Source organism: Cellulomonas sp. URHD0024 (assembly GCF_000426185.1).
Lineage (GTDB): Bacteria > Actinomycetota > Actinomycetes > Actinomycetales > Cellulomonadaceae > Cellulomonas.
Genome location: NZ_AUEW01000004.1, coordinates 446,398 through 467,236, shown reverse-complemented (window position 1 = coordinate 467,236; position 20,839 = coordinate 446,398). Strand labels below are relative to the sequence as shown.

The following is a 20,839-nucleotide window of genomic DNA, read 5'->3' as shown; positions in this document are numbered from 1 at the left end:
CGATCGCGGGGATCTCGCGGTGGTCCGCGACGACGTCCCTGACCACCCTAACGACGCGCCGGGGCACGTCGCTTCCCGGCGGCAGGGGTCGACGGGCTACAGAGCCGACCCCAGGACGACACAGCACCGGTCGGGCCGGGGTTCCAGCCGAGCGACGACCCGGTCACGGCCCACCTCGTCGGCCACCGCGGCGACGAGGCAGAGGTTGGCGTGGCAGACCAGCTCCGTCTGCGTCTGGGCCAGAGCATGGAACGGACAGTTGAGCAGGTGGACCTCGTCCTCGACGCGACGCGGCTCGTAGCCCTCGCCGACGAGGACGTCGGCGGTGACGTCGAGCGGGTCACCCTCCCGCACGGTGGCTGCCCGGCCCGCGGCGGTCCCGTGCGCCGTGAACGCTCGCTCCACCGCGTCGAGCACGGGCGTCCCTGCCCGCGCGGACTCGGCGACCGCGTCGCTCAGGAGCCGTCCGGCGAGCTCGTACCGCCGCTCCGGGAGCGTCACCGAGAACTCCCGGGGTGCGCGGCTGTACAGCTTGGCCGGCCGGCCCGCGCCCGGTCCCGTACGACCCGTCAGCCGTGCGCGGCTGGTGGTCAGCAGACCGTCGGCCTCGAGCCGGTCGAGGTGGAACCGTGCCTGGTGGTGCGGGACGCCGACGCCCTCGGCCGCCTGGTCCCGGCTCACCGGCTCCGGTGCCGCGACGACGAAGCGGTAGAGCGCGAGACGCACGGGGTCCGCGAGGGCACCGATGCTCTCGGCGTCCGCCGCGAACGACGTACTGGGCTCCATGCCCTTGACAATACCCACGCAGATTTCTAATGTACAGAAGTATGTTCGATAGAAACTTGGCGATGTTTCCCGCCGTCGACGACTCCGTCAGCCTCGACGCCGCGGAGGACGCGGCCCGCGCGTTCCTCGAAGCCCTGGGCATCGACTGCGACAGCCCCGGCACCGAGCGGAGTCCCCGCCGGATGGCCGAGGCCTACGCCGAGATGCTCGCGCCGCGCCCGTTCGAGATGACCACGTTCCCCAACGACGAGGGGTACGACGAGCTCGTGGTGGTCCGCTCGATCCCCGTCCAGTCGATCTGCGAGCACCACCTGCTCCCGTTCTTCGGCGTCGCCCACGTGGGCTACCTGCCGGGCAGGCGGATCCTCGGGCTGTCGAAGTTCGCGCGCGTCGTCGAGATGTTCGCCCGTCGCCCGCAGGTCCAGGAACGACTCACGCGCCAGGTGGCGGACTGGATCGAGATGCGTCTCGCCCCGCGTGGCGTCGGCGTCGTCATCGAGGCGGAGCACCTGTGCATGAGCCTGCGAGGAGTCCGGGCCGGCGGTACCGTCACGACGACGTCGGCGCTGTCCGGTCTCCTGCGGGACTCCCCCGCCACCCGTGCGGAGTTCCTCTCCGCCGTTCGTCCCTGACACCCGGAGGTCGTCATGGCAGGAACCGTCGTCATCGGAGCGGGGCTCGCCGCCGCCCACGTCGTCTCGACCCTGCGCGAGGAGGGGGACGACCGGCCCGTCACCCTCGTGGGCGACGAGATCGACCGCCCGTACGAACGACCGCCGCTCTCGAAGGGGTACCTCCAGGGCACCGCGGAACGTGACTCCGTCTTCGTGCACAGCCCCGACTGGTACGCCGACCACGACGTCACCACCCGGTTCGGGACCACCGCGACGCTCGTCGACCGTGCAGCCCGCACCGTCGCCCTCTCGGACGGCACGGAGCTCGGCTACGACCACCTCGTGCTCGCCACGGGGTCGAGCCCACGCTTCCTCGACATCCCCGGCGCCCGGCTCGCCGGCGTGCACACGCTGCGCCGCCTCGCAGACAGCGACGAGCTGCGTGACGAGCTCGCTCACCGGCAGCGCCTCGTGGTCGTCGGCGGCGGGTGGATCGGCCTGGAGGTCACCGCTGCCGCGCGGCTCGCCGGGCTGGAGGTCACCGTGCTGGAGTACGCCGCGCTGCCGCTGCTCCGGGTGCTCGGCCCAGAGCTCGCGACGCACTTCGCGGAGCTGCACCGCGCGCACGGGGTGGACCTGCGGACCGGCGTCGGTGTCGACGGGTTCGACGGCTCAGCCGGCCGCGTCACGGGCGTCCGGGTCGGCGGCGAGGTCGTACCCGCCGACGTCGTCCTGGTCGGTGTCGGAGCCGCGCCCAACGTGGCCCTCGCGAACGCGGCCGGCCTCGCGGCGGACGCGCGGGGCGTCCTCGTGGACGCCCAGCTGCGTACTGCCGACCCGGCCGTCCTGGCCGCCGGCGACGTGGCCAACGCCCACAACACCGCCCTCGGGCACAGCCTGCGCGTGGAGCACTGGGACAACGCGATCCGTCAGGGCGCCCTCGCGGCGCGCTCGATCCTGGGCCGACCCGACGTCTACGACTGGCAGCCGTACTTCTACACGGACCAGTACGACCTCGGCATGGAGTACGTCGGGTACGCCGACGCCGACGACCCGGTCGTCATCCGCGGCGATCGGGCCGGCGGCGAGTTCGTCGCGTTCTGGCTGCGCGACGGACGCGTGCGCGCCGCGATGAACGTCAACGTCTGGGACGTCAACGACCAGCTGCGCGCCCTCGTCGGCCGCGAGATCGACCCGTCCCGTCTCGCCGACGAGTCCGTCCCGCTCGAGGAGCTCTAGCGGGCCGCCCAGACGGGCAGCCGCCGCTCGTAGAGCCACGGGTGCAGCACGGCCGCCACCGGGCGCCCGGACACGAGCTCGGCGCAGACCACGAACTCCTCGGTACTGACCGTGCCGTGCCGGTAGCGGCTCGTCCACGTGCGCAGGACCTCGAAGAACGCCTCGTCGCCCAACGAGACACGCAGGGCGTCCAAGGTCAGGGCGCCGCGCTTGTACAGGCGGTCGTCGAACATCGAGTCGGGACCGGGGTCCCCGATGACCAGGTCCTGCGGCAGCCCTGCCAACCGCGTGTGGGCTGCCCGAGCGTGCTCGGCCGCGCTACGCCCGCCCGATGCCTCGGACCAGAGCCACTCGGCGTAGCAGGCGAACCCCTCGTGGAGCCAGATGTCCCGCCACAGGCCGACGGTCAGGCTGTTGCCGAACCACTGGTGCGCGAGCTCGTGGGCCACGAGCCGCTCCGACCCTCGTCGGCCGTCCATGTGGTTGGCACCGAAGACCGAGAGCCCCTGGGCCTCGAGCGGGATCTCCAGGTCGTCGTCGGTGACCACGACGGTGTAGGCGGCGAACGGGTACGGCCCGAAGAGGTTCTCGAAGAGCGCGATCATCTCGGTCTGCCGACCCAGGTCGTACGCCGCGGCGGCGCGCAACCGTGGAGGGACGACCGCCTCCTCCCGGGGGCCGGTCGCGATCCGCAGGTACCGCCCGACCTGCAGCGTCGCGAGGTACGCCGCCATCGGCTCGGGCTGCTCGTACTGCCACCGGATCCGTCCGGCGCGCGCGGACCGGGACACCAGGTGGCCGTTCGTGACGACCTCGTAGCCCGCCTCGGCGGTCACGGTGAACCGGTAGGTCGCCTTGTCCGCCGGGCTGTCGTGGCACGGGAACCAGCTCGGCGCACCGTCCGGCTGGCCCGCGACGATGACCCCGTCGGAGAGCTCCTCCCACCCGACCGCACCCCACGGACCCCGCACGGGTCCGGGCTGACCGGAGTACCGCACGTCGACGACCAGCGACGTCCCGGGCGCGACCTCGTGCTTGAGCTTGAGAACGAGCAGGTCGCCGCGGTGCGTCCACCGGTCGGGCCGGTAGCCGTCGACGAACACCTGGCTCACCCGGAGCCGGTGCTGGAGCTCGAGCGACACCCGCAGCGTGGACCGCACAGCGGTGGCGTACACCTGGGCGCGACCCTCGAGCCGGTTCGTCGCCACGCGGTAGTCGAGCTCGAGCTCGTACCGGTCGATGTCGAGATCTCCGTCCGGCCGACCGGGCAGGTACGGGTCGGCGGCGGCTGACGTCACGCGGGCACCGGGGCGACGGGGTTGCCGGTCCAGCGCGAGCCCGCGGGGATCGCGTCACCGCGCAGCACGAGCGACGCCGGTCCGACGCTCGCGCCGTCGTCGAGCGAGGCGGCGGGCAGGACGACGCCGTGCGGACCGAGGCTCGCTCCGACGCCCAGCCCCACGGTGTCCATGCTCATCACCCGATCATGGAACAGGTGCGTCTGCAGCACACAACCGCGGTTCACGGTGGACGCGTCGTCGAGGCGGACCAGGTCGGCCTCCGGAAGCCAGTACGTCTCGCACCAGACGCCACGGCCGATCCGGGCCCCGAGCGTCCGCAGCCACACCGTGAGCGCGGGCGAGCCGATCGTCGCCGGTCCCATCCACGGCACCGCGACCGACTCCAGGAACGTGTCCGCCAGCTCGTTGCGCCAGATGAAGGAGCTCCACAACGGGTGGTCCCCCGGGCGCAGCCTGCCGACGAGGAGCCACTTGGCGGCCGTCGCCAGCGCACACGCCACGGCCGCGGCACCGAGCACGACCACCCACGAGACCGCGGCCGCACCGGCCAGCCCCCACGAGTCGAGCGCCGCCTGCAGGACCAGCAGCACGAGGACGGCCAGCCCGAAGGTGCAGATCACGGGGATGATCCGGCAGAGCTCGACCAGGGCACGCGCGACACGCAGGCGGGTCGGCGGCTCGAACGTGCGCGAGTCGTCGCCCTCGCCAGCCACGCGCCGCAGCTTCACCGGCGGCGAGCCGAGCCACGACGTCCCGGCCCGCGCACCTTCCGGGGTGGCCGACAGGACCGCGACGAGTCCGCGCTTGGGCACGGCACGACCGGGCGCGATCATCCCCGAGTTGCCCAGGAACGCGCGCTTGCCCACCTTGCTGCGCTCCACGCGCAGCCAGCCACGGCCCAGCTCGTACGAGCCGATGAGAGTGTCGTCGGCCAGGAACGCCCCCGCGCCGACGGTCGTGAGCGACGGGATCATCAGTGCCGTCGACGCCTCGACGTCCTTGCCGATGTCCGCCCCCAGCGCGCGCAGCCACAGCGGCGTCGCCATGCTCGAGTAGAGGGGGAACAGGCTCGTTCGCGCGTCGTCCATGAGCCGCTGAGTCGCCCAGACCTGCCATCCGTGCCGACTACGGACCGCGTGGTAGCCCTCGCGCAGCCCGATGCCGAGCAACCGGACCGAGACCAGGGTGACGAGCAGCAGGACGAAGCCCATGGTCAGCGCACCCAACGGGACGGCCCGCATCGCGTCGGCTGCCGCATCCCGCCAGCTCTCTGAGCCGCGGACGAAGTAGCCGACGACGAGGAGCCCACACAGTGCCGCGACGACCGGCAGTGCGGCCATGACGGAGGCGGTCACGCCGTAGACGCCCAGCCACAGGCGCCCCCGGGGCGCACGCTCGGCGGGCCACTGGGCGAGTGCTGGACCGACGAACGTCGCGGGGGAACCGACCCACAGCTCGCCGGGTGGTACGGACTGCAGCACGGCCGACCCGGGTGCGATCTCGGCGCCCTGCCCGATGCGGGTCCCGGGTCCGATCGTCGACCGGGTGCCCACGCTGGCCCGCTTGTCGATGCGGATGCGTCCGACCTTGAGGATGTCCCCGTCGAGCCAGTGACCGCGCAGGTCGACCTCTGGCTCGACCGAGCAGCCGTTGCCCAACCGGAGCATGCCGGTGACCGGCGGCGGCGTGTGCAGGTCGACGGACTTGCCGACGGTCGCGCCGAGTGCGCGGGCGTACGCGGCCGTCCAGGGCGCGCACGACAGGTTCTCCGACCCGGCGGCGGCCGCCCAGGACTCCGTGAACCAGATCCGCAGGTGCACCGAGCCACCTCGGGCGTACCAGCCCGGCCGCAGGTCGCGCAGCAGGCGTCGCGCGACGAGCACGGTCGTCCCCATGCGACCGAGCGGGCTGATGAGCGCGACCCAGCCGAGCGCCACCCACCACCAGACCCCGGGGACCACGGGGACCCACGCGGGGTCGGTGGTCGCGTGCAGGACCGCATCCGCGGCGAGCAGCCAGGTGAGCCAGCGCAGGCCGACGAGCAGCGACAACGGCACCGCGAGCAACGTCTGGACCAGCTGCGTCCGGACCGGGGTCGGGACCACCACGCGCTGGTCGGCGACGCCGGCAGGTTCGAACTCGTCGAGCGTGCGGGCGAGGTCGCCGATGCGCGGGTTCTCGTAGACGTCGGCGACGGTGACCGTCGGGAAGCGGTCGCGCAGTGCCGAGACGAGCTGCGCGGCCACGAGGCTGCCGCCGCCCGAGTCGAAGAAGTCGTCCTTCGGCCCGGTCACCGCGACCCCGAGGGCCGCCGTCCAGCGCTGCGCGACCCACGCGGCGGTCTCGGACAGGCCGACCGGCGGGGGTGTGTCGTCGTCGGGTCGCGCGAGGGGCCACGGAAGGGCGTCGCGGTCGACCTTGCCCGAACCCCGGGTCGGGACCTGGTCGACGGGAGCAAGCAGCGGCACGAGGGCCGCGGGCAGCACCCCGCGCAACGCGTCGCGCGACGCGGCGAGGTCGATCTCGACGCCCGGCTCGGGCACCAGGTAGCCGACGAGCACCGACGTCCCTGCCGGTGTGCGGCGGACAGCGGCCGCGGCGCTCGCCACACCGGGTAGCGCCAGCAGCGCGGCGTCGACCTCGCCGAGCTCGATCCGTCGGCCCCCGACCTTGACCTGGTCGTCGGCACGCCCCTGGAACAGCAGGCCCTCAGGCTCGTAGCGGACCAGGTCGCCGCTGCGGTACGCGCGTTCCCAGCCGAGGGTCTCGACGGCCGCGTACTTCTCGGCGTCCTTGGCACCGTCGAGGTACCGCGCCAGGCCGACCCCGCCGATGATCAGCTCCCCGACCTCGCCCTCCGCCACGTGCACGCCGTCGGGTCCGACCACGGCCAGGTCCCAGCCGTCGAGCGCGTGCCCGATCCGGACCGGTCCTGCACCCGTCAGCAGCGCGCCGCACGCGACGACCGTCGCCTCGGTCGGACCGTAGGTGTTCCAGACCTCCCGCCCGTCGCCGACGAGCCGGGCCGCCAGCTCGGGCGGGCACGCCTCGCCCCCGAAGATGAGCAGCCGGACGCCCGCGAGCACCTCCGAACGCCAGAGACCGGCCAGCGTCGGGACCGTGGAGATGACGGTGATCCCCTGCGCGACGAGCCATGGTCCCAGGTCCATGCCCGTACGCACGAGGGCCCGCGGTGCCGGGACCAGGCACGCGCCGTGCCCCCAGGCCAGCCACATCTCCTCGCAGCTCGCGTCGAACGCGACGGACAACCCGGCCAGCACGCGGTCGCCGGGGCCGAGCGGTGCGTCCTGCAGGAACATCCGGGCCTCGGCGTCGACGAACGCAGCGGCCGACCGGTGCGTGACGGCGACCCCCTTCGGCGCGCCGGTGGAGCCCGACGTGAAGATGATCCAGGCGTCGTCGGTGGTGCTGGGCGGCTGCGGCGGGGCGTACCGCTTGGTGAGGACCGCCAGGTCCCCCTCGGTCAGCACCCGCGCGACCCGCGCTTCGGAGAAGACCGTCCGGGCACGCTCGTCGGGGTCGTCCACGTCCACCGGCACGTACGCGGCACCGGCTGCGAGGACGCCGAGGATGGCGGTGTAGAGCTCGGCGGTGCCGGACGGGATCCGCACGCCGACCCGGTCGCCCGGGCCGATCCCCACCGCGGCCAGGCCCGCGGCGACGCGATGCACGGCGTCCCAGAGCTCCCGGTAGGTGAGGCTCGCACTGCCGTCGTCCAGGGCCGGGCTGTCGGCGTGGGCGTCGGTGGTCGCCTGCAGGACGTCGAGCAGCGTCCGCGGGTCGGCGGCGAACCGGGACCGGAGGAACCCCTCGGTCGTCATCCCCACCTCATGTTCCTCGCGCATGCATGACCTCCAGATCATGGCCCCATGACCCGGCGAACGGCGATCCTGCCATCCACCTCCGACAGTGTCGGCACCGTTCATGGACTGGTCACCCACCGTTCACCCGCGCCTCACCTGCGCCGACCGGCCACGGGCGGTGGACGCGAACTCGTCGCCACCGACGATCTGGGAAGATAGGGCCCCATGAGCTCCGACTCCCCTGTGCGCATCACGGCCCCCCGACATGTCCCGGACAAGGTCTCGCTCGACGGGGTCGAGGATCGCTGGGACGCCGCATGGACGGCGCAGGGTCTGCACACGTTCGACCGCACCGCCACGCGCGAGCAGGTGTACTCGATCGACACCCCGCCGCCCACCGTCTCGGGCTCGCTGCACGTGGGCCACGTGTTCTCCTACACGCACACCGACGTGGTCGCGCGCTTCCAGCGGATGCGTGGCCGCGAGGTCTTCTACCCGATGGGCTGGGACGACAACGGCCTGCCCACCGAGCGCCGCGTGCAGAACTACTACGGCGTCCGGTGCGACACGTCCCTGCAGTACGACGCGACGTTCGAGCCGCCGTTCGCGGGCGACGTCCCCAAGGGCGCCCAGCAGGTGCCCGTGAGCCGCCGGAACTTCATCGAGCTCTGCGAGAACCTGACGATCGAGGACGAGCGCCAGTTCGAGGCCGTCTGGCGCCGGCTCGGCCTCTCGGTCGACTGGGACATGACGTACCAGACCGTGTCCGCCGAGTCGCGCGCGGTCGCGCAGCAGGCTTTCCTGCGCAACCTCGCGCGCGACGAGGCGTACCAGGCCGAGGCACCTGGCCTCTGGGACGTGACGTTCCAGACCGCGGTCGCCCAGGCCGAGCTCGAGGCGCGCGACTACCCGGGCGCGTTCCACCGCGTCGCCTTCCACGGTGCGGACGGCCCGGTCTACATCGAGACGACGCGCCCGGAGCTCCTGCCGGCGTGCGTCGCCCTCATCGCGCACCCCGACGACGAGCGGTACCAGCACCTGTTCGGCACCACGGTGCGCTCTCCGCTGTTCGGTGTCGAGCTGCCGGTGCTGGCCCACCCCGGCGCCGAGCCCGACAAGGGCGCCGGCATCGCGATGTGCTGCACGTTCGGTGACCTCACCGATGTGCAGTGGTGGCGCGAGCTCCAGCTGCCCACCCGCTCGGTCATGGGCCGCGACGGTCGCCTGCTGCGCGAGACGCCGGACTGGATCGCCACGGACCAGGGGCGGGCCACCTACGAGGAGATCGCCGGGAAGACCACGTTCTCCGCACGCGAGGCCGTCGTCGCCGGGCTGCGCACCGCCGGCGACCTGGACGGCGAGCCCGTGCCCACACAGCGCAAGGCGAACTTCTACGAGAAGGGCGACAAGCCGCTCGAGATCGTCACCAGCCGGCAGTGGTACATCCGCAACGGCGGGCGCGACGAGTCGCTGCGTGAGGCGCTCCTGGCTCGCGGCGCCGAGCTCGGCTTCAGCCCCGACTTCATGCGCGTCCGCTACGAGAACTGGGTGGGCGGCCTGAACGGCGACTGGCTCGTCTCGCGCCAGCGGTTCTTCGGTGTCCCGTTCCCGGTCTGGTACGCGCTCGACCCGGACGGTGAGCCGCTCTACGACACCCCCCTGGTGCCGAACGAGGACCAGCTGCCGGTCGACCCGTCCTCCGACGTGCCCGAGGGGTACACAGCCGACCAGCGCGGCGTCCCCGGTGGCTTCATCGGCGACCCGGACATCATGGACACCTGGGCCACCAGCTCGCTGACCCCGCAGATCGTCGGCGGCTGGCGCACCGACCCCGACCTGTTCGCGCGGGTGTTCCCCATGGACCTGCGCCCCCAGGGCCAGGACATCATCCGCACCTGGCTGTTCTCGACCGTCGTGCGCAGCCACCTCGAGCACGGCTCGCTGCCGTGGTCGACAGCGGCCATCAGCGGCTGGATCCTCGACCCCGACCGCAAGAAGATGTCGAAGTCCGTCGGGAACGTCGTCACGCCGATGGGTCTGCTCGAGGAGCACGGCTCCGACGCCGTCCGCTACTGGGCCGCGTCCGCACGCCTGGGCACGGACGCCGCGTTCGAGGTCGGGCAGATGAAGATCGGCCGCCGCCTGGCGATCAAGGTCCTCAACGCCTCGAAGTTCGCGCTCTCCTTCGGGGAACCCGACGAGCCGCTGTCGCTCGACCCGTCGCTCGTGACCGCCGAGATCGACCGTGCGATGCTCGGAGGGCTCGCGGACGTCGTCGAGAAGGCCACGGCCGCCCTCGCCGCGTACGACCACACCCGGGCCCTGGAGCTCTCCGAGACCTTCTTCTGGACGTTCTGCGACGACTACCTCGAGCTGGTCAAGGACCGCGCCTACTCCTCCGGGGAGGCAGCCCAGTCCGCCCGCACCGCGCTCGCGATCGCGCTCGACGTGCTGCTCCGCCTGTTCGCCCCGGTGCTGCCGTTCGCGACCGAAGAGGTCTGGTCGTGGTGGCGTGAGGGCTCCGTCCACCGCGCCCCCTGGCCGGACCCCGCTCCCCTGCGCTCGGCCGCCGGATCAGCCGACGCGGGTGTCGTCGCGGCGGCCGGATCCGCCCTGGCTGCCCTGCGCAAGGTGAAGTCCGAGGCGAAGGTGTCGATGCGGACGGAGATCGCGGCCGTCACGCTCGCCGTCCCGGCGGGCCTGCGTCCGGGCGTCGAGGTCGCCCTGGACGACGTCCGCTCCGCCGGCCGCGTCACGGGCACCCTGGCACTCGTCGACGGCGACGCCGAGACGGTCGTCGCCAGCGACGCGGAACTGGTCCCCCCGACCCCGACCGCCTGAACACCCCAGCAACGTCCGCACTCGTGGGGTCTATACCCCCCACGAGTGCGGACGTCGCGGTGTCCGGTGGTGCGTTTGTTAGATGACTGTGCGCAGGCGGGCCTGGTCCGCCGACTGGGTCGGGACCGCTTCGCTCGGGGTGGAGCCGTCCGACCAGCGGAGCACCGCGCCGACGCCGTCGACGAGATCCACCGAGCCGTTCTCCGCGAACGTGAGGCCCGCGTCCTGACCGATCGCCGCGCGCACCAGGGCGACGTCCGCCGCCAGCCGGCGTGCGCCCTCGGAGACGCCGATCGCCGCCAGGTCGTCGGCCGACGTCGCCAGCTGCAACGGCTCCTCACCGACCCACAGCTCCCGGTCCGAGAGCCCTTGCGACAGTGCGTCGACGTGCAGGACCAGCTCCGAGACCTGCCCCCGGCGGAGCACCTCGAGGACGTCGTCCAGGGCGGTCACCGCGCCTTCGCCGCGCCCCTGTGCCTGCCGGAACCGATCCAGGACCGCCGCGCGACGACGTCCGCGGAACCCGCTGAGGGCCTCGGCCACCCGTGCATCGAACACCTCCTGCTTCACGCCCTCGCCGCGCGCACCGCCGGGGACGTCCACGAGGACCTCGCTCACGTGCTGCGCGACAGCGTCACGGACGAGACCGACCGCCCGGCCGTCGCCCGTCAGGAGCACGACGTCGGGGCAGCGCTCCGACACCCGTTTGTCCAGCACAGCGGCCACGGCCTCGGCGTTGCGCTGCCACGAGTCCTCGGCCCGCGTCTGGCTGCGCCGGTCGAGCCCGCCCTCTCGGGTCTTGTGCACGTCGTCGTGCCCGCCCTCGACGGTCTCGACCTCCGGACCGCCGGCGGTCCGGACGCTGCCGCCGGTGGCCCAGGTCAGGTCCGCACCGTTGCGGTCCACCTCCACGAGCAGGTAGCTGACGGTCTGGTCGGCTGCGCGGATGGCCGGCAGCAGTGCCGGGACCGGTCCGTACACGGCGTGCGACTGTGCGGGCGGCTCCGCCAGCACCCGGTCGACGACCACCGACTCGGCGTCCGACACGATCACGCGGCCGTGCGGTCCGCGAACGCCGGTCGGCGTGGCGACCAGGTCTCCGATCTCGTCCAGTACGTGGGCAGGCGCACCGTCGCGCTCCAGCTGACGTCGGACGGCCTTCCAGCGGTCGGCCGCCTCCGCCTCGCCGGCCGCATCAGCACGAGTCACGTCCAGGTAGACGGTCGTGAACGGCGACGGGCGTCCGAGCAGCGGTTTTAGCCAGTGCAGGTCCATGGGCAGGTCCTCCGGGATCGACGCTCCCCAGCGGTCGCGGGTCCCCCCCGTTCGGCCCGCCGGAGCTGACCTGTCTACCTTCCGCCACGTACGGACCGCGCGCTACCCCGGCGGGCGATCACGCACGTCTCAGGAACGGCTCGCGTGGCCCTGCGCGATCTCCTCGTGGTGCCGGATGACCTCTTCGACGATGAACGCCAGGAACTTCTCCGCGAAGACCGGGTCGAGGTCGGCCTCGTGCGCCAGCTGACGAAGGCGTGCGACCTGCTGCTCCTCGCGGCCGGGGTCCGACGGCGGCATGCCCCGCGTCGCCTTGAGGACCCCGACCTGCTGGGTCGCCTTGAACCGCTCGGCCAGCAGGTAGATCAGCGCGGCGTCGATGTTGTCGATGCTGCCTCGCAGCCGAACCAGGTCCGCCGGGATGGGCGTCGGGAGGTCGCTCACGAACGCGATCCTAGGCGGTGGCGCGGGGTGTTCAGGCGCTCTTCTCCCGCGGGGTGCGCTTCTCCCGGGGCGTCTCCCGGGGGATGAGGGTCGGGTTCACGTTCTCCAGGACGACGGCTCGCGTGATCTCCACCCGGGCGACGTCGTCACGGCTGGGGACCTCGAACATGACCTGCTGGAGGACCTCCTCCATGATCGCCCGCAGACCGCGCGCACCCGTTCCGCGGAGCAGCGCCTGGTCCGCGATCGCGGCCACGGCGTCGTCGTCGAACTCGAGGTCGACGCCGTCGATCTGGAACATCCGCTGGTACTGCTTGACCAGCGCGTTCTTGGGCTCCGTGAGGATCCGGACCAGTGCGTCCTGGTCGAGACGTGCGACAGCCGCAACGACTGGCAGTCGTCCGATGAACTCGGGGATCAGGCCGTACTTCTGCAGGTCCTCGGGACGAACCTCGGAGAAGAGGTCACCCTCGTCGACGGACTCGAGCAGCGGCGCCCCGAAACCGACGACGCGCTTGCGGGCCCGGGCCGCGATGATGTCGTCGAGCCCCGAGAACGCTCCCGCGACGATGAACAGCACGTTCGTGGTGTCGATCTGGATGAACTCCTGGTGCGGGTGCTTGCGGCCGCCCTGCGGCGGGACCGAAGCCGTGGTGCCCTCGATGATCTTCAGCAGCGCCTGCTGGACGCCCTCGCCCGAGACGTCGCGCGTGATCGACGGGTTCTCGCTCTTGCGGGCGATCTTGTCGATCTCGTCGATGTAGATGATGCCCGACTCGGCCTTCTTGACGTCGTAGTCAGCGGCCTGGATGAGCTTGAGCAGGATGTTCTCGACGTCCTCGCCGACGTAGCCGGCTTCCGTCAGGGCCGTGGCGTCCGCGATGGCGAACGGGACGTTGAGCATGCGGGCCAACGTCTGCGCGAGGTACGTCTTGCCGGTGCCGGTGGGGCCCACGAGCAGGATGTTCGACTTCGCGATCTCGATCGGTTCGTCGGTCGTCGTGCGACCGGCCTCGCCGGCCTGGACACGCTTGTAGTGGTTGTAGACCGCCACCGACAGCGCTCGCTTGGCCGACTCCTGGCCGATGATGTACTGCTCGAGGAACTCGAAGATCTCCTTCGGCTTGGGCAGCTCGACCAGCCCGACCTCGGTGGCCTCCGCCAGCTCTTCCTCGATGATCTCGTTGCAGAGCTCGATGCACTCGTCGCAGATGTAGACCCCAGGGCCCGCGATCAGCTTCTTGACCTGCTTCTGGGACTTGCCGCAGAACGAGCACTTCAGGAGATCGGCCCCGTCTCCAATTCGAGCCACGTCGATCCCCTCTCTCGTGTCGCCTCCGCCCGGCGGGCGATGCGTCATTGCTGCGCCACCCCGGAGCGTGCGCGTTCCCCCATTGCACACCACACCGGCCGGGATGTCAGCCGAACACACGGGCCGGGGTGCGCCGGGTTGGGAAATCTCCCCGGATGGTCCAGGGACCGGGTCACACGAAGGCGACCCGGTCCCTGGATGGTGGTCCTACTAACTACTTCGGCTGAACTGTCGTCGCGATGACACCTTTTCGGCTCTCGAGAACCTGGTCGACGATCCCGTACTCCTGCGCCTGCTGCGCGGTGAGGATCTTGTCGCGCTCGATGTCCTTGCGGACCAGCTCGATGTCGCGTCCCGTGTGGTGCGCGATCGTGAGCTCGAGCCACTCGCGCATGCGGATCAGCTCGTTGGCGTGGATCTCGATGTCCGACGCCTGGGCGTAGCCGCCGCCCTCCATCGCAGGCTGGTGGATCAGCACGCGAGCGTTCGGCAGCGCCAGTCGCTTGCCCGGCGAGCCCGCGGAGAGCAGCACGGCCGCGGCGGAGGCCGCCTGCCCGAGGCAGACGGTCTGGATCTGCGGCTTGATGTACTGCATCGTGTCGTAGATCGCCGTCAGCGCCGTGAACGATCCGCCGGGCGAGTTGATGTACAGGATGATGTCGCGGTCAGGGTCGGTGCTCTCCAGCACGAGCAGCTGGGCCATGACGTCGTCAGCGGACGCGTCGTCCACCTGCACGCCGAGGAAGATGATGCGGTCCTCGAACAGCTTGGTGTACGGGTCCTGGCGCTTGAAGCCGTAGGCCGTGCGCTCCTCGAACTGCGGAAGGACGTACCGGGCCGCCGGCGACGCCGGCGCCAGGCCACCGGGACCCGCCAGCATCCCGGCGCGGGCCATGAACTGGGACTCCATGCTCACGAGATTCTCCTCAAGATGGTGATGGCTTCGGCGCTTTCCCGGCGGATCAGTTGGTGCCGCCGCCACCGGCGACCGAGTCCGCCTTCTCGACCACGTGGTCGATGAAGCCGTACGCCAGCGCCTCGGGAGCCGTGAACCAGCGGTCGCGGTCTGCGTCGCTGTTGATCTGGTCGACGCTCTTGCCGGTCTGGCCCGCGGTCAGCTCCGCGAGCACGGTCTTCATGTGCAGGATCAGCTGAGCGTTGATCCGGACGTCGGTGGCCGTGCCGCCGATGCCGCCGGACGGCTGGTGCATCATCACGCGGGCGTGCGGCGTGGCGTAGCGCTTGCCCGGCGCGCCGGACGAGAGCAGGAACTGGCCCATCGATGCCGCCATGCCCATCGCGATCGTCGCGACGTCCGGCTGGATGTACTGCATCGTGTCGTAGATCGCCATGCCCGCGGTGATCGAGCCACCGGGCGAGTTGATGTACAGCCAGATGTCCTTGTCCGGGTCCTCCGCAGCCAGCAGCATCATCTGGGCGCAGATGGCGTTCGCGTTGTCGTCGCGCACCTCCGAGCCCAGCCAGATGATGCGCTCACGCAGGAGCCGGTTGTAGATGGAGTCATTGAGGCCGAATGCCGGGGACTCGGCCCGGGCCAGCGTCGGCACGTACTCGTTCACGAAGGCTCCCTCGTCTGACGGTGACATCTGTCCTGCACGCGCGTGGGTGCGGGATGGCCCCGTCCACCTGTGCGATGCAGTGACCCTAACGCGCAGGAACACCCCTCCATGTCCCCGCCGCGAGCGTTTTCGCTGACGGCAGAGCCACAGCCCGGACGCGGAGGGATGCACGAGGGCCCCGCACCGACCACGGTCGGAGCGGGGCCCTGGTGGCGTTCCGGCTCAGGCCTTCGCGTCCTCGGTGAACGCCGAGATGTCGGCGGCCGCGTCGGTGCTCGGCTGGTTCCCCTCGGGGTCGGCCTCGGACTGGACGTCGGCGAGCACGGACGCCTGCTGGGCGAGCTCCTCGGCCGCGTCCTCCTCGTCGGACCCGATGAACTCGCTCAGGTCGACGGCGTTGCCGGCCGAGTCCGTGACCGCGACCCGACGCAGGGCGACCGCGAGCGCCTTCGAACGCGCGACCTCGGCGACCATCGTGCCGATCTGACCCTGCTGGTCGATGGTCTGGATGAACGTGTTCGGGTCCATGCCGTACTGCCGCGACGCGCTGACCAGGTAGTCCAGCAGCTCGGGCTGGCTGACCTTGATCTCCAGGTTCTCGGCGAGCGTGTCCAGCAGGATCTGGTTGCGCAGCGCGGTGGTGGCCTGCTCGCCGACCTCGGCGCGGTGCTCGTCGTCCTCGAGGCGCCCCTCGCCCTCGAGGTGACGGTGCACCTCGGCCTCGACGACCCCCTGCGGGACCGGGATCTCGGTGCTGGCGAGGAGCTGCTCGAGGAGCAGGTCGCGGGCCTGGACGGCCTGGTTCGAGATCTTGGTCTTGGACGCCTGCTCGCGCAGGTCCGCCGTGAGCTCCTCGAGCGTGTCGAACTCGCTGGCCAGCTGGGCGAAGTCGTCGTCGGCCTCGGGCAGCTGGCGCTCCTTGACGGTCGTCGCGGTGACGGTCACCAGGGCGGTCTCACCCTCGTGCTCGCCGCCCGCGAGGGCCGTCTCGAACGTCGTGGTCTCGCCGGCCGACAGGCCGGTCAGCGCCTCGTCGAGACCCTCGAGCATGTTGCCCGAGCCGATCTCGTAGCTGACGCCGCTGACCTGGTCGACCTCCTCGTCACCGATCTTGGCGACGAGGTCCAGGACGACGAAGTCCTTCTCGGCGGCCGGGCGGTCGATGCCGACCAGGGTGCCGAAGCGCTCGCGGAGCGCGTCGAGGCGACCGGTGACGTCCTCGTCGGAGACCTCGACGTCGTCGACCGTGAGCGTGATGCCGTCGAACGCCGGGACGGTGATCTCGGGACGCACCTCGACCTCGGCGGTGAAGTGCAGCTCACCCTCCTCGCCGGCGGGCGACGCCGTCAGGCCGGGCACCTGCGTGACCTCGACCTCGGGCTGACCCAGCGGGCGCAGCTTGTTCTCGCGGACGGCCTCGGCGTAGAAGCCGGACAGACCCTCGTTGATCGCGTGCTCGAGGACCGCGGGACGACCGATGCGCTGGTCGATGATCCGCGGCGGGACCTTGCCCTTGCGGAAGCCGGGAACGGTGACGTCCTGAGCGATGTGCTCGTAGGCGTGCGCGATGCTCGGCTTGAGCTCGTCGTACGTCACCTCGACGGTCAGCTTGACCTTGGTCGGGTCCAGGGTCTCGACGGCGCTCTTCACTTCGATGGTCTCCAACTGATCGGGTCCGGCGCCGGTGACTCCGGCGTTCTCCGTGGATTTCGGGCCGCGCGCAAGCCCGTCGGGCGCACGCTGGCGACCCTCGATATTACGTCACCGCCACGTCGGACCCAAAAGCCGGCACCCCCGCGCTCGGTGCGCACCTCCGCGGTCGTCAGGCCAGGATCCGCCGCGTGGTCTCGACCTGCTCCTCGAGAACCCCGCTGATCGTCACCTGGGTCTCGTTGATCCGCTCGACGAGGTCCTGGATCTGCCCGAGCGAGCCGACGACGGCACCGACCTGGTCCTGGATCGCCGCCACACGTGCGTCGACGTCCAGCGTCGCCAGAGCCGTCGCGTTCGCCAGCTCCTTGACCTCGTTCGCCACGACGGCGAACCCCTTGCCGGCCTCACCGGCCCGTGCCGCCTCGATCGTCGCGTTGAGCGCCAGCAGGTTCGTCTGGGCCGCGATGCGCTGGATGACCTTGACCACGTCCCCGATCTCCGCGCTGGCATCGCCGAGAAGAGCGACCTTCGAGTTCGCGTCACCGGCGAGCTGTCGGCCGTTCTGCGCGACGGCCGCTGCTGCGACCACGTTCCGCTCGACCTTCTCGATCAGCACCGCGAGCTCTCCACCGGCCGTGGCGAGCCGCTCACGGGCCGCGAACCGGGCAAGGGCCTGAGCGAGCAGGAATGCCGTGCTGCGCAGTGCGTCGGCTCGTGCGTCCGACAGCGTCAGGTGCGTCGTCGTGAAGAAGTCCATGGTTCCGATGACCTCTCCGTCGACGATGATCGGCAGGCACACACCGGAACGCACTCCCGCGCGTCGTGCAGCCGGTGCGCGGACGCAGTCCGTGATGTCGGCGAGGTCAGGTACGAAGACGAGATCGCGTGAGCGCCATGCCCGTCCAGAGAGGCCGACTCCCTCCCGGAACGACGCCGTGAGCGTCACCTCGCGGAACTCCTCCCCCGCACTGCCGGACTCCTGGAGGAAGTGCAGAGCCTGGTCGGACGGGTCGACGGCCCAGTACGAGGCGTACTCCCACCCGAAGCCCTCGCGGATCGTCCCCAGTGCGGCGCTGTACGCAGCCTCGTAGGTCCCGGCCGTCGTGATGGCGTGCAGAACCTTGGTCACGGAGGCGAGGTCGCGCGCGGCAGCATCTTGCTCGTCCGCGACCGCCTCGCGCGTCAGCGCCTGCGAGACGAGCACGCCGATGCTGCGCAGCGTCGCACGGCGCAACACGGAGACCTCCCGCTGCTCCATGGACATGAAGTCCATCGTCGCCACGACGTCGCCGTTGACGACGATGGGGAAGCACACCGCGGAGTGCACGCCGACCTTGCGCGCGACCGGTGCTCGTACGCAGTCGGTGACCAGGCCCAGGTCGTCGACGACGACGAGGTCGCGCGTCTGCCAGGCCCTGCCGGACAGGCCGACCCCTTCGGTGAAGGTCGCGCCGGCCGTCACGCGGCGGAACTCCGGGCTCACGTCGCCGGACTCCTGCGCGAACGCCAGGTGCTCACCCGACGCGTCGAGGACCCAGTAGGAGCCGTAGGTCCAGCCGAAACGTGCCCGGACGAGCTCGAGGACGCTGGCGACCTTGGCGTCGCTGGTCCCGGGTTCAGCCAGCGCCCTGACGGCCGCGGTGATGGCGTCGATGTTGGCGCTCGCCTCGTCGTCGGCGACGTGCGACGAAGACGTCGGGGCTTGCTTGCGAAACATGGTGCGACTCCTGGGGTGTGGGGACGAGCGACCGGCCCGCTGCCCCTGATCGACCCGATCGGGTCCCGCCGTCGTCTGCTGAGGGTTCCGGGGGCGCGTACCTGTGCGATCTCGACCGTGGCATCGACGTTCGTACGAATCTGTGTCAGACGGATCGCGGCACGCCCACGTTCTTCACCCGCGGCGATTGGTCCGATTAGTACGCTTCGGCCCGAGGGGTGCGCCGACGTCGGCACATCCCTGCCCCTCCGATGACGCAACCAGAAGGACTTCCCATGCCCCCGAAGCTCCGGACCGCGCTGATCTGGGCAACAGCGATCTTCCTCGTGTACGCCGTCGTCACCAGCCCGGACCGTTCCGCCGACGTCGTCCGGGCAGCCTGGGACGTGGTCGCCGGGGCGTTCGAGAGCTTCGCCGCGTTCTTCGGGAACCTCACCGCATGATCGGCCTCTAGAACATGTCGGGCTGGGACCCGCGGGTGCCGCACCCGAACTTCGAGCGCTACCTCGTACCCGAGGAGCGCGTGGTCGTCGCGGTCCGGCTGCACTGGGCCAAGGTCGTCGAACCCGTGCTCACGGCGCTCGCCGCGTTCGTCGTCGTCGGCTGGCTCGTCGGGCCGGCGACCCGGGCCTTCGGGGACGGCGGGGAGCTGCTGTGGTGGCTCTGGATCGCGGTGCTCGCCCGGTCGGTCTGGCTGGTGCTCAACTGGCGCGCCGAGTGGTTCGTCACGACCGACCGTCGCATGCTGCTCATCTTCGGGCTGGTCACACGCAAGGTCGCGATGATGCCGCTGGGCAAGGTGACGGACATGAACTACAAGCGCTCGCCGCTCGGGCTGCTGCTCGGGTTCGGCGAGTTCGTGCTGGAGTCGGCGGGCCAGGACCAGGCGATGCGCTCGATCCCGTTCGTTCCCCGCCCCAACGACACCTACCGCGAGATCTGCGCGGTGATCTTCGCACCGCAGAACGCCGGCCCGGACAAGCAGGCCCCGGCGCCGGCTCCCCGTGCAGTCCCGCCCTCGTTCCGGCCTTCGTGGCCCCCCGCACCCACGAAGGTGTCGGCCGAGGACCTGACGCAGCCCATTCCCGTCCGCCGGATCAACCCCGTCGATCCGGGGGACGACGCCGGAGTCGGCTGGGCCGTCTCCGAGACCCCGTCCCGGTACGTGGACCTTCGCACCGACGAGACCGACGAGTCCTGAGCCTCATCTCGGTCGGGATGGCGGGATTCGAACCCACGACCTTCCGCTCCCAAAGCGGACGCGCTACCAACCTGCGCCACATCCCGGCACACCCGTTCGGGCCCGAAGGCCGGACGAGTGCACGTTGCGCCCCCATGCACCCGTTACCCTAGGTGCCGCAGTCCGGACTGCTCACGCAGAGCCCGGACCTGTGCGGACGTAGCTCAATGGTAGAGCCCCAGTCTTCCAAACTGGCTACGCGGGTTCGATTCCCGTCGTCCGCTCCGTGGGTGGTTTCGTATTTGCGCTCCCTGCAGTTCCGCAAGGTCTGTCGCGAGTCCCCCATGCCGGAATGGGGTTCGAGGTCGGACCATTGCGGGCGACCTCGGTGGGCGTGCGGTAGGCCAGCTCCGAGTGCACTCGTGGTCGCCGGTGGCGCCGACGTTGCCGCCTTCGCGCAGGACACGCCCGCCTGGACGGAGCCGGCCGGCTCCGTGGCGTCACCCGATCCAGCGAGCTGCGGCCTCGTACGTGGTATCAGGGGTGCTGTTGAACGCGATCGCCGCGTCGGGCGCGTGCCGCCGGATGAGGTTGACGACCTGCTCCAGCAGCTCGACGTTGTCGTCCGAATGGCGCAGGCCTCCCCCCACGACCACGCACTCCCACCGGTACGCCCGCAGCGCGCGGCCAACGACCGCTCCCACGTCGTCGCTCCCGTCGATTCCCACGAGGCAGACCTCGACCCCGACACCGTGGTCGGCGAACGTGGACAGGCCCTGCGCGATCGCCTGGGCGACGGGCGCCGGGTCCCACGGCCCGGGGACCCGGTAGGGATCGAGGCCGATGACGAGAACCCTGGGTGAATCGGTGATGGTGTCGTCCATGTCAGCACGATAGGACTGGACGTGAGCACACGGGTGTCCAGGGCTCGCGCCGTGATCGCCACCGGACGTCGGCCCGTACATCCGCCGTCGACTTCAGAAGGATCAGCGTCGTCGAGTTCGCTGTTGTGCGGCACTCCACCCCACGGTGCGGGTCGGCCGATTCGACGCGTGGCAGCGCGATTCTGCCTG

At 71.0% G+C, this 20,839-nt stretch carries 16 protein-coding genes, 2 tRNA genes and 1 pseudogene; 6 read left to right on the top strand and 13 right to left on the bottom strand.

Annotation, left to right across the window (positions count from 1 at the left end; all coding sequences use genetic code 11):
• Window positions 1-96: 96 nt before the first annotated feature.
• Window positions 97-786, bottom strand: coding sequence for a metalloregulator ArsR/SmtB family transcription factor (locus tag I847_RS0107335; RefSeq protein WP_028049183.1), 690 nt, complete (start codon window positions 784-786; stop codon window positions 97-99).
• 62 nt (window positions 787-848) lie between these two features.
• On the opposite strand from I847_RS0107335, the gene folE reads away from it, so the two are divergent.
• Window positions 849-1,418: a GTP cyclohydrolase I FolE gene (folE, locus tag I847_RS22435; protein WP_034609352.1), complete on the top strand. Its 570-nt coding sequence runs from the start codon at window positions 849-851 to the stop codon at window positions 1,416-1,418.
• Between the two features lie 15 nt (window positions 1,419-1,433).
• On the top strand, window positions 1,434-2,639 hold the full coding sequence (locus tag I847_RS0107325; RefSeq protein ID WP_028049182.1) for an NAD(P)/FAD-dependent oxidoreductase: 1,206 nt from the start codon (window positions 1,434-1,436) through the stop codon (window positions 2,637-2,639).
• Here the strand turns inward: I847_RS0107325 and I847_RS0107320 are convergent.
• Both I847_RS0107320 and I847_RS0107315 read right to left on the bottom strand, forming a co-directional pair.
• Window positions 2,636-3,937, bottom strand: coding sequence for a M1 family metallopeptidase (locus tag I847_RS0107320; protein WP_028049181.1), 1,302 nt, complete (start codon window positions 3,935-3,937; stop codon window positions 2,636-2,638). The two genes, I847_RS0107325 and I847_RS0107320, sit on opposite strands and share 4 nt — an antisense overlap.
• Window positions 3,934-7,806 (bottom strand): Pls/PosA family non-ribosomal peptide synthetase, encoded by a 3,873-nt coding sequence (locus tag I847_RS0107315; RefSeq protein WP_231384124.1) that lies wholly within the window; start codon window positions 7,804-7,806, stop codon window positions 3,934-3,936. Before I847_RS0107315 ends, I847_RS0107320 begins: the two co-directional genes overlap by 4 nt.
• A gap of 183 nt (window positions 7,807-7,989) precedes the next feature.
• On the opposite strand from I847_RS0107315, the gene valS reads away from it, so the two are divergent.
• Window positions 7,990-10,605, top strand: a complete 2,616-nt coding sequence (valS, locus tag I847_RS0107310) for a valine--tRNA ligase (protein ID WP_028049179.1) — start codon at window positions 7,990-7,992, stop codon at window positions 10,603-10,605.
• A 78-nt stretch (window positions 10,606-10,683) separates the two neighbouring features.
• On the opposite strand, the gene I847_RS0107305 is transcribed toward valS, so the two are convergent.
• From I847_RS0107305 to I847_RS27545, 8 genes and pseudogenes are all read right to left on the bottom strand, one after another.
• Window positions 10,684-11,880 carry a hypothetical protein gene (locus tag I847_RS0107305; protein ID WP_028049178.1) on the bottom strand — a complete coding sequence of 399 codons (1,197 nt, stop codon included), beginning with the start codon at window positions 11,878-11,880 and terminating at the stop codon, window positions 10,684-10,686.
• Between the two features lie 129 nt (window positions 11,881-12,009).
• The gene (locus I847_RS0107300) at window positions 12,010-12,324 is read right to left on the bottom strand and encodes a chorismate mutase (protein ID WP_028049177.1); all 315 of its coding nucleotides are present in this window, start codon (window positions 12,322-12,324) and stop codon (window positions 12,010-12,012) included.
• A 31-nt stretch (window positions 12,325-12,355) separates the two neighbouring features.
• Window positions 12,356-13,636 (bottom strand): ATP-dependent Clp protease ATP-binding subunit ClpX, encoded by a 1,281-nt coding sequence (gene clpX, locus I847_RS0107295; protein WP_028049176.1) that lies wholly within the window; start codon window positions 13,634-13,636, stop codon window positions 12,356-12,358.
• A gap of 214 nt (window positions 13,637-13,850) precedes the next feature.
• The gene (locus tag I847_RS0107290) at window positions 13,851-14,552 is read right to left on the bottom strand and encodes an ATP-dependent Clp protease proteolytic subunit (protein WP_028049175.1); all 702 of its coding nucleotides are present in this window, start codon (window positions 14,550-14,552) and stop codon (window positions 13,851-13,853) included.
• Between the two features lie 46 nt (window positions 14,553-14,598).
• Entirely contained in the window at window positions 14,599-15,216 is a 618-nt protein-coding gene (locus I847_RS0107285; RefSeq protein ID WP_028049174.1) for an ATP-dependent Clp protease proteolytic subunit, read from the bottom strand.
• A 222-nt stretch (window positions 15,217-15,438) separates the two neighbouring features.
• Window positions 15,439-16,866 carry a trigger factor gene (gene tig, locus I847_RS0107280; RefSeq protein WP_028049173.1) on the bottom strand — a complete coding sequence of 476 codons (1,428 nt, stop codon included), beginning with the start codon at window positions 16,864-16,866 and terminating at the stop codon, window positions 15,439-15,441.
• A gap of 172 nt (window positions 16,867-17,038) precedes the next feature.
• A complete protein-coding gene (locus tag I847_RS27680) occupies window positions 17,039-17,458 on the bottom strand; it encodes a methyl-accepting chemotaxis protein (RefSeq protein ID WP_369751715.1) in 420 nt (139 codons plus the stop codon).
• 90 nt (window positions 17,459-17,548) lie between these two features.
• Window positions 17,549-18,586: pseudogene (locus I847_RS27545) on the bottom strand (GAF domain-containing protein); the annotation flags it as partial.
• A 275-nt stretch (window positions 18,587-18,861) separates the two neighbouring features.
• Here I847_RS27545 and I847_RS27060 point away from each other — a divergent pair.
• Window positions 18,862-19,029 carry a hypothetical protein gene (locus I847_RS27060; RefSeq protein WP_196804503.1) on the top strand — a complete coding sequence of 56 codons (168 nt, stop codon included), beginning with the start codon at window positions 18,862-18,864 and terminating at the stop codon, window positions 19,027-19,029.
• Window positions 19,030-19,043: 14 nt separating this feature from the next.
• Entirely contained in the window at window positions 19,044-19,787 is a 744-nt protein-coding gene (locus I847_RS25470) for a PH domain-containing protein (protein WP_051274553.1), read from the top strand.
• 12 nt (window positions 19,788-19,799) lie between these two features.
• Here I847_RS25470 and I847_RS0107260 read toward each other — a convergent pair.
• Window positions 19,800-19,873, bottom strand: a tRNA-Pro gene (locus tag I847_RS0107260).
• Window positions 19,874-19,979: 106 nt separating this feature from the next.
• Between I847_RS0107260 and I847_RS0107255 the strand changes: the two genes are divergently transcribed.
• A tRNA-Gly gene (locus I847_RS0107255) sits at window positions 19,980-20,050 on the top strand.
• Window positions 20,051-20,266: 216 nt separating this feature from the next.
• Here the strand turns inward: I847_RS0107255 and I847_RS0107250 are convergent.
• A complete protein-coding gene (locus tag I847_RS0107250; protein WP_028049171.1) occupies window positions 20,267-20,650 on the bottom strand; it encodes a hypothetical protein in 384 nt (127 codons plus the stop codon).
• Between the last annotated feature and the right edge of the window lie 189 nt (window positions 20,651-20,839).